Below are 14837 nucleotides of genomic sequence, written 5' to 3'. Positions count from 1 at the left end.
CGCGAGCGGCGAGCCATGATGCGCAATTGCGCATCTGAGAATCCATGGTCACGACAAGTGCGGACGATATGCCGTCGCCTACCTCTTCTTCCACCCACCCCGCCGTCCCGGCTGCCCACCCGTCGACTTCGGCGCCGGGCCGAACTCCGGGCCCGATTGCCGTGAGTCCGTCGGCTGGATGATCCGGCTGGTGCTGCCGAACGGCTTCGACGGCAGCGTCTGTTTCTCGCGGTAGGGCAAGGATTCAGGGCCGTGCATCTCGTCGAGATGCGGCTTGTGGACCTTCGAGCCGCTGCTGCTGCCACCGCCGCTGGCCTTCAGCGCGGAGCTCACGGTCTTTTTCTTCATCGCGCTGACCGGCAGGTTAGCGGCGTCGCCGTATTTCCTGGTGCCGGCATAGGCGCCGGCCTTGCCGGCGACGGTGCGCTGTTTCGCGGTGGGGTCGTCGACGACCGCGAGCTCGGTGGCGCGCAGGCGCTTGACCTCGTCGCGCAGGCGCGCGGCCTCCTCGAAGTTCAGGTCGGCGGCGGCCTCGCGCATCCGGGTTTCGAGATCGGCGAGCACGGCTTCGAAATTGTGGCCGATCGAGATGACGTCGTCGGTCATGTCGTGGCCGCCGACCTCGACCAGCACGTGGTCGCGCTCGTAGACGGAGTTGAGGATGTCGCCGATCTGCTTCTTCACGCTCTCCGGCGTGATGCCGTTGGCGGTGTTGTACTCGACCTGCTTTTCGCGGCGGCGGTTGGTCTCCGCGATGGCGCGCTCCATCGAGCCCGTCATCTGGTCGGCATAGAGGATCACCTGGCCGTCGACGTTGCGCGCGGCGCGGCCGATGGTCTGGATCAGCGAGGTCTCGCTGCGCAGAAAACCTTCCTTGTCGGCGTCGAGGATGGCGACCAGCGCGCATTCGGGAATGTCGAGGCCTTCGCGCAAGAGGTTGATGCCGACCAGCGCGTCGAAGGCGCCGAGCCGGAGGTCGCGGATGATCTCGATGCGCTCGATGGTGTCGATGTCCGAGTGCATGTAGCGGACGCGAATGCCCTGCTCATGCAGGTACTCGGTGAGGTCTTCCGCCATGCGCTTGGTCAGGACGGTGATCAGCGAGCGATAGCCGGCCTGCGCGGTGGCGCGCACCTCGCCGACGAGATCGTCGACCTGGGTGCGGGCCGGGCGAATGTTGACCGGGGGATCAATCAGCCCCGTCGGGCGGATGACCTGCTCGACGAACACGCCGCCGCTCTCGTTCAGCTCCCAGCCGCCGGGTGTCGCCGACACCGCGACCGTCTGCGGCCGCATCATGTCCCATTCCTCGAAGCGGAGCGGGCGGTTGTCCATGCAGGACGGCAGACGGAAACCGTATTCGGCCAGCGTCGCCTTGCGGCGGAAGTCGCCGCGGAACATGCCGCCGATCTGCGGCACGGTGACGTGGCTTTCGTCGGCGAACACCAGCGCGTTGTCGGGGACGTATTCGAACAGCGTCGGCGGCGGCTCGCCGGGCAGGCGTCCGGTGAGATAGCGCGAATAGTTCTCGATGCCGGCGCAGCTTCCCGTTGCTTCCATCATCTCGAGGTCGAAGGTGGTGCGCTGCTCCAGCCGCTGCGCTTCCAGCAGGCGACCCTGATTGTTCAGCTGGTCGAGCCGCTGCTTCAGCTCCGATTTGATCGACTTGATCGCCTGCACCAGCGTCGGGCGCGGCGTCACATAGTGCGAGTTGGCGTACATCTTGATGAATTCGAGCTCGTCCTGCTTGTGGCCGGTGAGCGGATCGAATTCCTCGATGTTCTCTATGGTGTCGCCGAACAGATTCACGCGCCAGGCGCGGTCTTCATAGTGCGCCGGGAAGATGTCGATGACGTCGCCCCGCACGCGAAAGGTACCGCGGGTGAAATCGGCCTGCGTGCGCTTGTACTGGAGCGCGACGAGATCGGCGATCAGCTGGCGCTGGTCGATGCGCTCGCCCTTCTTCAGCGCGAAGGTCATCGCGGTGTAGGTTTCGACCGAGCCGATACCATAGATGCAGGACACGGACGCGACGATGATGACGTCGTCGCGTTCGAGCAGCGCGCGCGTCGCCGAGTGGCGCATGCGGTCGATCTGCTCGTTGATCGAGGAGTCCTTCTCGATATAGGTGTCGGTGCGCGGAACGTAGGCTTCCGGCTGGTAATAGTCGTAATAGCTGACGAAATACTCGACCGCGTTGTCGGGAAAGAAGCTCTTGAACTCGCCATAGAGCTGGGCGGCGAGGGTCTTGTTCGGGGCCAGGATGATGGCAGGCCGCTGCGTCGCCTCGATCACCTTGGCCATGGTGTAGGTCTTGCCGGAGCCGGTGACGCCGAGCAGCACCTGCGAACGGTCGTTGCGCTGGATGCCCTCGACGAGCTCCGCGATCGCGGTCGGCTGGTCGCCGCGCGGCTGGTAGGGCGACTTGATCTCGAAACGCACGCCGCCTTCGGACTTCTCCGGGCGCGGCGGCCGGTGCGGGGTCCACACCTTGGTGGAGCCGTCGTCCTTGCGGAACTCCGGCCGGCCCTCGCGGATCAGCGATTCCAGTGCGTCGGCGGTGGCCTTGACGCCGAGCGCCTCCATCTTGGTGCGCGGCGGACGCGCCAGCGCCTCGGCATCGTCCTCTTCGGTGGGAAGGCCGAGCTGCCGCGCCAGTTCCGGATCGAGCGTCGGGATCGTGGCCGCCGTTCCGTAATTGGCCTGCGGCGCCTCGTCGAAGCCCGCGTCGCGAGCTCCGGGCGGCTGCGGATTGGGCCGCAGCGGCATCGGCCGATCCTGCGGAAACTCCTTCGGCGTCGAGGCCCGCGCCCGATGCGCGGCGGCCTCGCCGCCCGAGCGGCGGTCGCGCGAATTGTCCGGCGGCGGCTGCAGCCCGGTGCCCGATCCCAGCCCGGCATCGCCGCGATTGATCGCGGGATTGAGCAATTCGGCCAGGGCCGGTCCGATCGGTTGCACATCGGGCCGATGTGCTTTCGAGTTCGGTGCCTTGTTGGCAGTCTTGGATTTCGGGGATTTTGGGGGAGCAGCTTTCTTCGCCATGCCCCGAATATGGGACGAGTCCGCCCCTCAGAAAAGAGCGAATGCCCGTCCACACGCAGGCTGCTGACAGCAGGTTGGCAGCAGGGGCGCGATTATGCCGCCGGCAGCGGTCCGTCGCCGTCCACGACCGTCAGGCGCGGCTCGAGGATGTCGAGATGGATCCCGCCGCAATCGGTGCAGCGCATCGTCCAGTACTCGCACCCGGCGCGGCCGCCGATCACACGGAGCACCGTGAGATCGCCGTTGCATTCCGGGCATATCGCCAGCACCTTGCGCGAATAGATCCGCGGCCGCGGACCGTCCTCGAAATCGATGACCGACATCAACCGGTGTCCCCCTGTGGCGCCACGCTGTCGTTCGACAGGTCTATTCGTCGTCGATGTCGTCGGCGCGTCGGCGGAAGCGATCGATGTGATGCTTAGCGTCCGCGATCGCGGCGTCGGGATCGGGCCAGGCGAAGCCGACTTCCATGGCCGGAAACAGCACGCCGTCGATGGCAACCGGGCTGAAATCGGCGCGCCGAATCCGGGCGTGCCACAGTCCCTTGCCAGCTTCGAAGGATTCGATGTCAAAGCCGTCGTAAAGGGTCGTCATAGGTAGTCCCCAAATGCTCTCTTGTCGGAGGGTTAGAGGACCACGTTTGCGGATTTCGAAATGTGAAGCGGTTCACACGCGGCCGGCTTTTTCACCCGATCGGGTGATGGGCCAGAGCGTTTTCGAGCGAAGTGGATACCGGTTCGCGTAAAGAAAACGCGTCAAAACAAGAATCTAGCCCCGTCCGGCGGCGCGGCTCGACCGGCGCGGCCGGGCTGCGGGTTCCGCCGCGGAACGCATGATCCAGCGGCGGAACGCAGCAAAATCGCGCTGTTCGGTCTGAAAGCTGCGGTAGAGCAGGTACCAGCGCATGCCTTTTGGCACGGAGAGATCGAACGGCGCGATCAGGCGTCCGGCAGCGAGATCGTCGTCGATATAGGGCCGGATGCCCATGGCGATGCCGAGCCCGTCGGCGGCGGCCTGGAGCGCCTGGCCATAGAACTGGAACTCCGGCCCGCGCGCGTTGATGCGGGGCAGGCCTGCGGCTTTCAGCCAGATCGGCCAGTCCTCGGTTGAATGCGTGACGCGGATCAGGCTCGGGCCTTTGAGATCGGCCGGGCGTTTCAGGCCGGAGGCGAGGCGCGGTACGCAGACCGGCGTGAGGTCGCCGGCGAACAGCGGCTCGGCGACGAGCCCTGGCCAGTCGCCGGTGCCAAGCTTGATGCCGCAGCTCCAATCCTCGCCGAACGGCACCTCGGCGCCGCCGGTGGTGAAGCGCACCTCGATGTCGGGCTCCTCGCTGCGAAACTCCGACAGCCGCGGGATCAGCCAGCGCATCGCGAACGTATGTCCGACCCCGATGGTGAGCACGCGGACGCCGGAGGGGGCCGTCACCTGTGCGGTGAGGCTGGCGAGCGCGTCGAAGATCGGCGTCAGGCCGCTCTGATAGGCGCGGCCCGCCTGCGTCAGCACTAGCTTGTTAGCCTTGCGCTCGAACAGCGCGACGCCGAGCCGCTCTTCCAGGAGATGCACCATGCGGCTGACGGCGGCCGCCGACACGCTCAGCTCGACGCCGGCCGCGGCAAAGCTGCCGGTCCGCGCCGCCGCCTCGAATGCCTTGATGCCGTTGAGAAAGAGCAGCCGCCGCAAACCAAGGACCCTCAGGAAAGCTGATGCCAGGGCAAGATAACTCAGTTTGCCCGAACGGAGCAAGCGAGGCACAAATATCAGCGTAATTCATGCTGATTTGAGCCGGAGGCGCCCTTCTTCGCTTCTCCCCCAAACGGGGCGAAGGGGATTGAGCAGTCTGCGTCCCTGACCATTCCAATAGGAGACCCCTCGCGTGACGCCCATCATGATCGCTGCCCTCGGATTGCTGATGGTCGCCACGGCGTTCCTGTCGGGGTTGTTCGGCATGGCGGGCGGGCTGATCCTGATCGGCGTGCTGCTGGCGCTGATGCCGCTGCCGACCGCGATGGTGCTGCACGCGATCACGCAGATGGCTTCCAACGGCTGGCGCGCGCTGCTGTGGCGCGCCCATATCCGCTGGCGGCCGGTCGCGAACTACATGGTCGGCGCTGCCATCGCGCTGGCGGCCTGGTCGCTCACCCGCTACGTGCCGGACAAGCCGATGGCGCTCCTGATGCTCGGTGCCACGCCGTTCATGGCACGGCTGCTGCCGACGAATATCAAGCCGGATCCGGACCGCCTCTGGCAGGGCACCGTCTACGGCACGATCTGCATGGGGCTGATGCTGATGACCGGCGTCTCCGGTCCGCTGCTTGACACCTTCTTCCTCGGCGGCGACTTCGGCCGCCGCGAGAAGGTGGCGACCAAGGCGATGTGCCAGCTCGTCAGCCATTTCACCAAGCTGATCTATTTCGGCGGAATCATCGACCAGGCCGCGACGCTCGACCCCGTCCTCGCCGGTATCGCCATTGCAGCCTCGATGATCGGCACCTCGCTGGCGCGGCGTATTCTCGAAGCCATGACCGACCAGCAATTCATCGCCTGGTCGAACAAGCTGATCACCACCATCGCCTGCTATTACATTGCCTATGGTGGCTGGCTCCTGCTGCGCACGCCGGTGCTGGCTGCCTTCGACAAGGGAGGTTTGCAATGAGCGAGACGGCCGACCCGCTGGTGCTGGACTTCGTCGAATGGATCGCGCGCGAGCCGCGCGCCTATGCCGAGGTGATCTCGACCTGGAAGACCTCGTGCCCGCGCCTCACCATCTGGGAGGACGCCGCCGATCGCGGCTTCGTCGCGCGCGAGACGCTGCCCGGCATCGGCCTGATCATCGCGGTGACGGAAGACGGCGAAAGGTGGCTGCGAACGAACGGGCGGTGACGCCACAACGTCATTGCGAGCGCAAGCGAAGCAATCCAGAATGTCTCCGCAGCGGCAGACTGGATTGCTTCGCTGCGCTCGCAATGACGGAACACCACCATGTCGCTCAAGCTCTTCGAACTCGTCGGCACCGACGCCTCGCGCCCCTTCAGTCCCTATTGCTGGCGCACGCGGATGGCGCTCGCGCACAAGGGGCTGACGGCGGACTCGCTGCCCTGGCGGTTTACCGAGAAGGGCGCAATCGCGCCGCACGGCTCGGAGAAGGTGCCGGTGCTGCTGCATCACGACAAGCCCGTGGTCGATTCCTGGGCGATCGCGAACTATCTCGAAGACAATTTTCCCGATCGCCCGTCGCTGTTCGGCGGCGAGGGCGGTCGCGCAATGGCGCGCATGATCAATGCTTGGGGCGACATCGCCATCGTCGGCGGCATCTTTCCGCTGATCATCGCCGACATCCCGAACAATCTGGCCGAGGTCGATGCCGCCTATTTCCGCCAATCGCGCGAGGCTCGTTTCGGCGGCAAGAGGCTGGAAGAGATCATGGCGAGCCGCGACAGCGGCGTCGTCGCGTTCCGCAAATCGCTGGAGATCATGCGGCAGACGTTCAAGACGCAAGCCTATCTCGGCGGCGCCGCGCCGAATTATGCCGACTACATCGTGTTCGGCGGCTTCCAATGGGCGCGCGTAGTGAGCCCGTTCAGGCTGATCGAGGCGGACGATCCGGTCCATGCGTGGCGCGAAAAGCTGCTCGATGCGTTCGACGGCATGGCGCGGAAGTCGCCGGGATTTGCGGTGTAGGGCAGTCCGTCGTCCCGGCGAAGGCCGGGACCCATACCGCGTGATCTAAATGTTGTGGATGGTCGAAGTACCGAACGACGAGTCTTCGCCAAACCTCTCCCTGGGGTTATGGGGCCCGGCCTTCGCCGGGACGACACCGTGAGTGTCGCGATCTCTCGCAACTAACCTGCAGTGCTCGCCGCCTCCGCCGCCGCCTTCCGCAGACACTCCCGGCACAGGCAATCCTCGCCCTTCACCGGCATCGGCAGCTTTGCCGTCTCCTCGGCGCACCAGCACTCGCCCGAGAGATCGCAGCCGAATTCGGTGCCGCATCGGGAACAGGCGAGGCGGCGCGGGGCCGGTTGCGGAAGCGTGATTTCTTTCGGATTTGTCATGATTTACGCAAAAGCTTCGCCGTCATTTTCATGTCGGGTTCATCTCCGGCTGCGGTATATTAGGCGCCACGCCCGGACCAGGGAAGCGGTTGGCACCGCGCGGAGGACAAATCGATGGCCCGCGATTCGCAAGCCGCCCTCGTCGCGCTGAACCGCTTCGGCTTCGGCGCCCGCGGCGGGGCCTCCGGCGATCTCATCAATGCGGCTTCCGATCCCCGCGGTTTCGTGAAGGCGGAGCTGGCGCGTCCGGTGGGCGCGCTGCTGGAGGCGCCGGGCCTGCAATCGACGCCGCAACTCGGCCAAGCCGCGTTCGCCTATCAGGACCAGGTCAAGCAGGCGCGCGAGGCCGCGAAGGCGGCAGCTCCCACCGAAGCGCCCGCGCCGCAGCCGCCCGCCGACCCCAGGCCCGACAACCAATTGCGGCGCAATCTCTCGCTCAACACGGTGATGACCGAGATCGCAGGTCAGCAGATGGCCGAGGCCAAACCTGCCGCCGACAACAAGCCTGCCGATGCTGCGATGAAGCCCGATGCCATGCAGCCCGGTGCCGCCGCGCCGGCTGCTGCAAAACCGGCGCAGCCGCTCAACGTGATCCAGAAGACCTTTCGCGCCGAGGCACTGGCGCGGCTGCAGCGCGCGATGATGGTCGATTGCGGCTTCACCGAGCGTCTGGTCGTGTTCTGGTCCAACCATTTCTGCATCTCCGCAAGCAAGGGCGAGCTGGCGCGGATGTGGGCCGGCGCGTTCGAGCGCGAGGCGATTCGCCCGCACGTGCTCGGGCGCTTCGCCGACATGCTGAAGGCGGTCGAGCAGCATCCGGCCATGCTGTTCTTCCTCGACAACCAGCAATCGCTCGGACCGGATTCGCGCGCGGGCCAGAACCGAAAGCGCGGCCTGAACGAGAATCTCGCGCGCGAGATCATGGAGCTGCATACGCTCGGCGTCGGCGGCGGCTATACGCAGGAGGACGTCACCTCGCTCGCGCGCATCATCACCGGCTGGACCTTTGCCGGCCGGCAGGGTCAGCTCGGAGCGCCCGGCTCGTTCGCCTTCAACGCCAATGCGCATCAGCCCGGGCCGCAAATGCTGCTCGGCAAGACCTACGAGGCGACGGGCCTTGCGCAGGGCGAGGCCGCGCTCGCCGACATTGCGCGCCATCCCGCGACCGCGAATTTCATCGCCACCAAATTCGTCCGTCACTTCGTCGCCGACGATCCGCCGCCCGTGCTGGTCGCGCGGCTGCGCGATGTCTTCGTCAAGACCGACGGCGATCTGAAGGCGCTTGCCACCGCTCTGGTCGATTCCAACGAGGCCTGGCAGGCGCCGCTGACCAAGATGCGCTCGCCTTACGATTTCCTAGTCGCGAGCGGCCGGCTGCTCGCGCGCGTGCCGGAGGATCCCGGCGGGTATCTCAACAGTCTGAACCTGCTCGGCCAGCCCTTGTGGACGCCGGCCGGACCGAACGGTTTCCCCGACACGTCTGCGGCATGGGCCGCACCTGAAGGCATGAAGCTCCGGCTCGACATCGCCTCGCAGATGGGCGCGCGGCTCGGGCCCAACATCGATCCGCTCGATCTCCTGGAATTCGCTGCGGCGGATGCGGCCTCGGTCGAAACGCGCAAGACCATCGAGCGCGCGGAATCGCGCCAGCAGGCGCTGGCACTGCTGCTGATGTCGCCGGAAATGCAGAGGAGATGATGATGATCGACTGCGTCGAAAACCGGCTCCTCACCTCGCGCCGCGACCTTCTGCTCGGCGGCGCCTCGTTCGCGGCCTGGGCCTATTTGCCGAAATTCGCGCGCGCGGCCGATGGGCGCGACCCCCGCCTGGTCGTGGTGATCCTGCGCGGCGCGCTCGACGGGCTCGCCACCGTCGCGCCGATCGGCGATCCCGATTATGCCGGCCTGCACGGCGCGATCGCGCTGACGGCGGATGGTGCGCATCCCGCGCTGATGCTCAACAGTTTCTTCGCGCTGCATCCGTCGATGCCGGAATTCGCGCGGATGTATCGCGCGCAGCATGCCGCGGTGATTCATGCGGTGGCGACGCCGTATCGCGATCGCTCGCATTTCGACGGCCAGGACGTGCTCGAGAGCGGCTATGCCGGCCCGGGCCGCGTGCAGTCCGGCTGGCTCAATCGCGCGCTGGAAGCGCTGCCGCGCGGCGAACGCGTGTCGAGCGGTCTTGCGGTCGGCCCGACAACGCCACTGGTGCTGCGCGGCAATGCGCCGACCGTCGGCTGGGCGCCGGTCGCGCTGCCGCAGGCCGACGACGACACCGCGATGCGGCTCGTCGATCTCTATCGCCATCGCGATCCCGCTTTGGCTTCGGCGCTGTCGCAAGGTCTCCAGCTCGAAAAGGCGGCATCCGGCGACGACATGAAGCCGAAGCCCGGCAATCAGGTCGCCCAGATGCGCCAGGTCGCGCGCGGCGCGGCAAAGCTGATGGCCGCCGATGACGGTCCGCGCATTGCCGCACTCGCCTTCGATGGTTGGGATACACATGCCAATGAAGGTGGCCCGGTCGGGCGTCTCGCCTTCCTGCTCGGCGGTCTCGACGGCGCGCTCGCCGAGTTCGAAAGCGGCCTCGGTGAGCGCTGGCGCGACACCGTCGTGGTCGTCGCCACCGAATTCGGCCGCACCGCGCGCATCAACGGCACCGACGGTACCGACCACGGCACCGGCACCATCGCGCTGCTGGCCGGCGGCGCCGTGAAAGGCGGCCGCGTCATCTCCGACTGGCCCGGCCTCAAGCCCGCCAACCTCTATGAGGCCCGCGACCTCAAGCCCACCACCGATCTCCGCTCCGTGATCAAGGGCGTGCTGCAGAGCCAGTTCGGCCTGTCGGATCAGGTGCTGGCGGGCACTGTCTTCCCGGACAGCGCAAGCGCAAGGCCGATGAAGGGGCTGGTGGCTTAGCAGCCGCCGCCGTCATCCCGCGCCCGCGCCTTGCGGCGCGTCGCGGAATGACGACATGATCGCGTGAGCATCAGGAGACCACCCGCATGTACATCGCCATGAACCGTTTTCGTGTCACCAAAGGTTCCGAAGCTGCCTTCGAGCAGGTTTGGGCGTCGCGCGACACGCATCTGGACAAGGTGCCGGGCTTCGTCGAATTCCATCTGCTCAAAGGCCCCGAGCTCGAGGACCACACGCTCTACGCCTCGCATACGGTGTGGGCCAATCATGCGGCGTTCGAGGCCTGGACCAAGTCGGAGGCGTTCCGCGCGGCGCACGCCCGTGCCGGCGACAACAAGCCGCTCTATCAGGGGCATCCCCAGTTCGAAGGGTTTGAGGTCAAGCAGACCGTCGGACGCGGCGCGAAGTAGCGCGCCGCGCCGCCAGGATCATCCCAGCGTGATCTTGTCGATCTCGGCAAGATCGTCCGCGCTGAGCTGCCAGGCGATCGCCTTGACGTTCTGCTCGACCTGCTCGACGCGGGTGGCGCCGGCGATCACGCTCGACACCTGCGGGCGCGCGGCGAGCCAGGAGAAGGCGAGCTCGAGCATCGAATGGCCGCGGGCCTGCGCAAAGCCCTGGAGCTTCTCGACGATGTCCTCGTTGCGCGGCGTGACGTAGCGGTCGCGCAGCGCCGGTGCCTTGCCGAAGCGCGTGTCGGCGGGCGCTGCCGTGCCGCGCTGGTATTTGCCGGTGAGCAGGCCGCTTGCGAGCGGGAAGAACGGCAGCAGGCCGAGCTTGTATTCCTGGGCTGCGGGCAGCAGATCCTTCTCGATATCGCGGACGACGAGGCTGTACTCGTCCTGCGCCGAGACGAAGCGGCTGACGTTCATCGCGCGCGCGGTGAACTCGGCCTCCGCGATGCGCCAGGCCGGGAAGTTGGAATGGCCGATGTAGCGGACCTTGCCCTGGCGGACGAGATCGTCGAGCGCGCGCAGCGTCTCTTCCAGCGGCGTCAGCGGATCGTAATCATGCTGCTGGTAGAGATCGATGTAATCGGTCTTGAGGCGCGTCAGGCTGGCCTCGACCGCATTCATGATGTAGCGGCGCGAGGCGCCCTGCTTGGTTCCGTCGGCCGCCATCGGCTTGGAATATTTGGTGGCGAGCACGATGTCCTTGCGGCGATCGCCGAGCACGGTGCCGAGCACCGTCTCGGAACCGCCCTGGCCGGCATAGATGTCGGCGGTGTCGAACAGCGTGATACCGAGGTCGATCGCGCGGTGGATCACCTTGCGCGACGTTTCCAGATCGGTGCGCTGGCCGAAATTGTTGCAGCCGAGCCCGACTGCAGACACGCGCAGGCCGGAGCCGCCGAGATTACGAATTTCCATGGGAGATCCTGTCAGAAAAAGCAGGCGCCCATTGTGACCGCGGCGTGCCGCAGCGGCAAGCGGCTGGCTGCGTTGCAGCCATGCTGAAAGGAACTGCGGACAAAAAAATGCGGCCCCTGTCAGACGCGGCGACTGACGGGGACCGCTTGGGGCGCTTGATCGGTGACGGGGGGCCTGATCAGACGCAACTGCAACTTAGTCCCGGTGTGTTACGCGCCGGTGACAACCAAAGTTATCCACAGGCAGCATGATCCGGAAAAGTGCGTAGCGGTTTTCCGAAAAGATCATGCTCAAAACGAACCGGGGCGCGATGATGGTTCATCGCGCCCCGCCCGGGAAAAATCAGAAAATCTTGCGATAGACGATGAAGCCGGAGCGTTCCGCGACCTTGTCGTACAGGCTCTGCGCCGTGGTGTTGGTCTCATGGGTCTGCCAGTAGACCCGTGGGGAGCCCGCGAGCTTCGCGCGCTCGTAGACGCCATAGATCAGCGCCGAGGCGACGCCCTTGCCGCGCGAGGCCTCCAGCGTGAACAGATCCTGCAGATAGCACGATGGCTCGATCGCCGTGGTGCTGCGATGAAACAGATAGTTCGTCATGCCGAGCAGGCGGCCGTCGCTCTCGGCGACCAGCCCATGCACCGGCTCATAGGCATCGAAGAAGCGCTGCCACGTCACCTTCGTAATCTCGGGCGCGAGCGCGGTCGGGCCGGAGCGGCCGTAAAAGGCGTTGTAGCCATCCCACAGCGGCAGCCATTGATCGTAATCCTGCCGGGTGACGGAGCGAATGGTGAGCGACATCTGGGAAATCCGCGATCGATGAGGCGATGATGCATCCTTCATACGGGATGATCGCGTTGCGGATCAATCGTGATGGAGAAGATCTTGTTGCGGCCATCCTCGGAGATGCCCGCCGTTGCATCACTCCGCAACGCGCAAGTACCGGAGCAGCTTGCGTCCCGTGGGATCGCGCAGTGAACGATAATAATCCGCGCGTGCGGGCGCGTCGGTGTGGCGCACCAGATCGGTCACCGGCGTGTAGCTCAGCATGCGGCCGCCGTCGGGCAGCGCGGTGCAGACGAAACGCAGCACCTCGCCGTTGCGCAAATTGATGTTGATCGGCGTGGCGTCGCCGACCCGCACCATCTCCATCCGCTGCGCGATGAAGACGCCGAGCTCGTCCTCCGGCAGTTCGAATGCGCCGGTGTCACGGCTGTGATACATCAGTGCGATGAAGGGCGGCTTGTCGTCGGCCTTTTCGTCCGGCAGCGCGAAGTAATCGCGGAACGCACGATTGATGAATTCGGCGCGGGTCTCGGCATCGAGCAGCACGATGCCGATATCGACCTGGTCGAGCGCTGCCGAAAGCCGCGCCGCAATGGCGTGGCTCTGGCGCTCGGCCGCAAAGGTGTCGAGCAGCCGCTCGCGCATGAGGCCGGTGATGCCTGCGGTGCCGAAGGCCGTCACTGCGAGGAGCCCGACCAGATCGGCGGCGGCATGGAACGGCATGGCGCGGTGGCCGAGGAAGAACAGCGCGGCGCCGATCACGGCGAGCGCCGCGCTGGTCATGGCGGAAGCGAAGCCCGACAGCGCGCCTGCAAGCGCGACAACACAGACGAACAGCGGCGCAGGCGAGGGAAGGGGAACGGCGCGATCGAGCACGATCGCCAGCAGTGCGATCGCTGCCGTGAGCACGGGACCGGAAATGGCACGCCATCCGAACCACATGGGCCTGACTCGTTCCTCCCTGAACGAGATAACGGCGTCAGACTGGCGCATGGTTGCGCGCGCGCAAGACGATTTCGCGCGGTGCGCTTAAGAGGCGCTTGCCCGCGCGCCCAAAGCTTTCGGATGATTTTAGACCAAATGCGCGTGCTTGATACGCTCCTGCAGCGTCGGCGCATTCCATGTCGACGTGCCCGGGCCCTTGCGGGTGCCTACGAAGATCAAAAGCGACGCCGCGACCAGGATGGCCGCAGTCAAGGTGATTGCAACGACTACCACAGGCGATTTCATTGGTGTCCCGTCGCGATGCTGATCGGCGCGGGGCCGCGCGGCACCTTGAAGGTCATCCAGATGAAACGGGGATCAGACCGGCAGACCCATCGCCATGGTCGCCTTGGTCGACAGCACCGTGAGGGTGACGATCAGGCAAAGCGAGAGGGCGGCGACGGCGAGCGAGGCCGCGACCGCATTGGTCAGCCGGGAAGACGAGACGGTATCGGTTTGGCCCTGAAAGCCGACCGTGCCGGACGCCCGCATCATGGGTCTAAATCCTTCAACGTGCGAGCGAATCACCCGCGACATCGAACAACGTCACAATTTCAACCGGCAATATTGCGGCGGCGGTCGCGCTGAAAATGGCGGGATTGGGGCAAAGGTTAACGCAATGCCCGCTATTCCTTAACGCCGCACCGGTTTTTAGACCCCGGCGGCAATGCTGGCGGAGTCGTCGATGTCGGCGGGGCGCCAGTCCATCGCCACGAAGCCGGGCGCGGCCTCGACGCGCTTCAGCCAGTCCCGGATCGCCGGGAAGGGCGCCAAATCGAAATCGCAGCGGTCGGCGAGGTGGGTGTAGCCGTACAGCGCGATGTCGGCGACCGTGAGCTGGCGGGCGGCAAAATAGGCGTTGGTCTTGAGGTGGTTTTCCATCACCTGGAGCGCGCCGTAGCCGCGCTCCATCCAGTCCTCCAGCGCGTGGGTCTGCAGGTCGCGGCCGCCCTTGACCAGCGACAGCCAGAAATACGCCGCGCCGATGTTGGGCTCGAGCGCGTGCTGCTCGAAGAACATCCATTGCAGCGCCTCGGCGCGGTCGATCCGGTTCTCAGGCGCGAGCGGCGTGCCGACGGCGACGTACCACAGGATGGCGTTGGACTCTGCGAGATAGCGATTGTCGCCGACCTCGAGCAGCGGCACCTGTCCGGACGGGTTCTTCGACAGGAAGTCCGGCGTCTTGCTCTCGCCGCGCAGAATGTCCACCTCGATGGGTTCGTAGGGCACGTTCAAAAGCGCCAGCGCAAGGCGGACCTTGTAGCTGTTGCCCGAGCGCTGCATCGAATAGAGCTTGTACATTCTGGGAGTTCGATTCCAAGGGACGGGCAAAGGACGGAAAGGCGCAGCGCTTGTTGCCCCGCACCGCGGCTAAACAATGATGCCGATGCGAATCCGCCGCAAGGGCTGACCTATAGAAAAACTCGAAAACCCTACCGCACTGCAACGCTGCGGAAGATCATGTTCGTGCCACGCCGCAAATCAGATCACGCTTGCGTCAACGTGCGCGACAAGTCGCGTCGCGCGATCGTGTGCGAAGCGGTGATGGGTCGCGATCTCGCCACCCGCTGCCGATCGGTCGCTGGCCTCGCGCGTCAGCCCGCCGTCAGTCTTGTGGCACTTGAGCGCCTTCAAAATTGCTCCGAGGACAAGCCTTGCGGGATATGAGCGGTTTGCCCGGCAAA

General features: G+C 65.7%; 17 protein-coding genes. 6 read left to right on the top strand and 11 right to left on the bottom strand.

The annotated features are described in order from the left end of the window. Positions 1–78: 78 nt before the first annotated feature. The 4 genes from uvrB to NLM32_RS41075 all read right to left on the bottom strand — a co-directional run bounded on the left by uvrB (position 79) and on the right by NLM32_RS41075 (position 4725). The gene (uvrB, locus tag NLM32_RS41090) at positions 79–3042 is read right to left on the bottom strand and encodes an excinuclease ABC subunit UvrB (protein ID WP_254134348.1); all 2964 of its coding nucleotides are present in this window, start codon (positions 3040–3042) and stop codon (positions 79–81) included. 92 nt (positions 3043–3134) lie between these two features. After that, the gene (locus NLM32_RS41085) at positions 3135–3365 is read right to left on the bottom strand and encodes a hypothetical protein (RefSeq protein ID WP_254134347.1); all 231 of its coding nucleotides are present in this window, start codon (positions 3363–3365) and stop codon (positions 3135–3137) included. A 43-nt stretch (positions 3366–3408) separates the two neighbouring features. Then, complete coding sequence (locus NLM32_RS41080; protein ID WP_254134346.1) at positions 3409–3636, bottom strand: hypothetical protein; 228 nt, start codon at positions 3634–3636, stop codon at positions 3409–3411. A gap of 174 nt (positions 3637–3810) precedes the next feature. Continuing rightward, on the bottom strand, positions 3811–4725 hold the full coding sequence (locus NLM32_RS41075) for a LysR substrate-binding domain-containing protein (RefSeq protein WP_254134345.1): 915 nt from the start codon (positions 4723–4725) through the stop codon (positions 3811–3813). Positions 4726–4918: 193 nt separating this feature from the next. On the opposite strand from NLM32_RS41075, the gene NLM32_RS41070 reads away from it, so the two are divergent. The 3 genes from NLM32_RS41070 to NLM32_RS41060 all read left to right on the top strand — a co-directional run bounded on the left by NLM32_RS41070 (position 4919) and on the right by NLM32_RS41060 (position 6723). Further along, positions 4919–5698: a sulfite exporter TauE/SafE family protein gene (locus NLM32_RS41070; RefSeq protein WP_254134344.1), complete on the top strand. Its 780-nt coding sequence runs from the start codon at positions 4919–4921 to the stop codon at positions 5696–5698. After that, positions 5695–5925 (top strand): hypothetical protein, encoded by a 231-nt coding sequence (locus NLM32_RS41065; RefSeq protein ID WP_234685375.1) that lies wholly within the window; start codon positions 5695–5697, stop codon positions 5923–5925. Before NLM32_RS41070 ends, NLM32_RS41065 begins: the two co-directional genes overlap by 4 nt. A gap of 99 nt (positions 5926–6024) precedes the next feature. Then, the gene (locus NLM32_RS41060) at positions 6025–6723 is read left to right on the top strand and encodes a glutathione S-transferase family protein (RefSeq protein ID WP_254134343.1); all 699 of its coding nucleotides are present in this window, start codon (positions 6025–6027) and stop codon (positions 6721–6723) included. A 161-nt stretch (positions 6724–6884) separates the two neighbouring features. Here NLM32_RS41060 and NLM32_RS41055 read toward each other — a convergent pair whose 3' ends face one another. After that, on the bottom strand, positions 6885–7097 hold the full coding sequence (locus NLM32_RS41055; protein ID WP_254134342.1) for a cysteine-rich CWC family protein: 213 nt from the start codon (positions 7095–7097) through the stop codon (positions 6885–6887). A 114-nt stretch (positions 7098–7211) separates the two neighbouring features. Here NLM32_RS41055 and NLM32_RS41050 point away from each other — a divergent pair, with 114 nt between their 5' ends. From NLM32_RS41050 to NLM32_RS41040, 3 genes are all read left to right on the top strand, one after another. Further along, positions 7212–8795, top strand: a complete 1584-nt coding sequence (locus NLM32_RS41050) for a DUF1800 domain-containing protein (protein WP_254134341.1) — start codon at positions 7212–7214, stop codon at positions 8793–8795. 2 nt (positions 8796–8797) lie between these two features. Next, positions 8798–10015, top strand: a complete 1218-nt coding sequence (locus NLM32_RS41045) for a DUF1501 domain-containing protein (RefSeq protein WP_254135541.1) — start codon at positions 8798–8800, stop codon at positions 10013–10015. 86 nt (positions 10016–10101) lie between these two features. Continuing rightward, positions 10102–10425, top strand: coding sequence for an antibiotic biosynthesis monooxygenase (locus tag NLM32_RS41040; RefSeq protein ID WP_254134340.1), 324 nt, complete (start codon positions 10102–10104; stop codon positions 10423–10425). Between the two features lie 18 nt (positions 10426–10443). Here NLM32_RS41040 and NLM32_RS41035 read toward each other — a convergent pair whose 3' ends face one another. The 6 genes from NLM32_RS41035 to NLM32_RS41010 all read right to left on the bottom strand — a co-directional run bounded on the left by NLM32_RS41035 (position 10444) and on the right by NLM32_RS41010 (position 14454). Then, entirely contained in the window at positions 10444–11385 is a 942-nt protein-coding gene (locus tag NLM32_RS41035) for an aldo/keto reductase (RefSeq protein ID WP_254134339.1), read from the bottom strand. 342 nt (positions 11386–11727) lie between these two features. Next, positions 11728–12183: a GNAT family N-acetyltransferase gene (locus NLM32_RS41030; RefSeq protein WP_254134338.1), complete on the bottom strand. Its 456-nt coding sequence runs from the start codon at positions 12181–12183 to the stop codon at positions 11728–11730. A gap of 120 nt (positions 12184–12303) precedes the next feature. Beyond that, positions 12304–13110, bottom strand: coding sequence for a PAS-domain containing protein (locus tag NLM32_RS41025; RefSeq protein WP_254134337.1), 807 nt, complete (start codon positions 13108–13110; stop codon positions 12304–12306). Between the two features lie 129 nt (positions 13111–13239). Continuing rightward, complete coding sequence (locus NLM32_RS41020) at positions 13240–13386, bottom strand: hypothetical protein (protein WP_254135579.1); 147 nt, start codon at positions 13384–13386, stop codon at positions 13240–13242. Between the two features lie 84 nt (positions 13387–13470). After that, positions 13471–13647, bottom strand: coding sequence for a hypothetical protein (locus NLM32_RS41015; protein WP_254134336.1), 177 nt, complete (start codon positions 13645–13647; stop codon positions 13471–13473). A gap of 156 nt (positions 13648–13803) precedes the next feature. Beyond that, positions 13804–14454, bottom strand: coding sequence for a glutathione S-transferase family protein (locus NLM32_RS41010; RefSeq protein ID WP_254134335.1), 651 nt, complete (start codon positions 14452–14454; stop codon positions 13804–13806). Positions 14455–14837 lie beyond the last annotated feature (383 nt).

This window comes from Bradyrhizobium sp. CCGUVB14 (assembly GCF_024199935.1).
Classification (GTDB): Bacteria; Pseudomonadota; Alphaproteobacteria; order Rhizobiales; family Xanthobacteraceae; genus Bradyrhizobium.
This window is presented reverse-complemented; position numbering and strand designations above follow the sequence as displayed.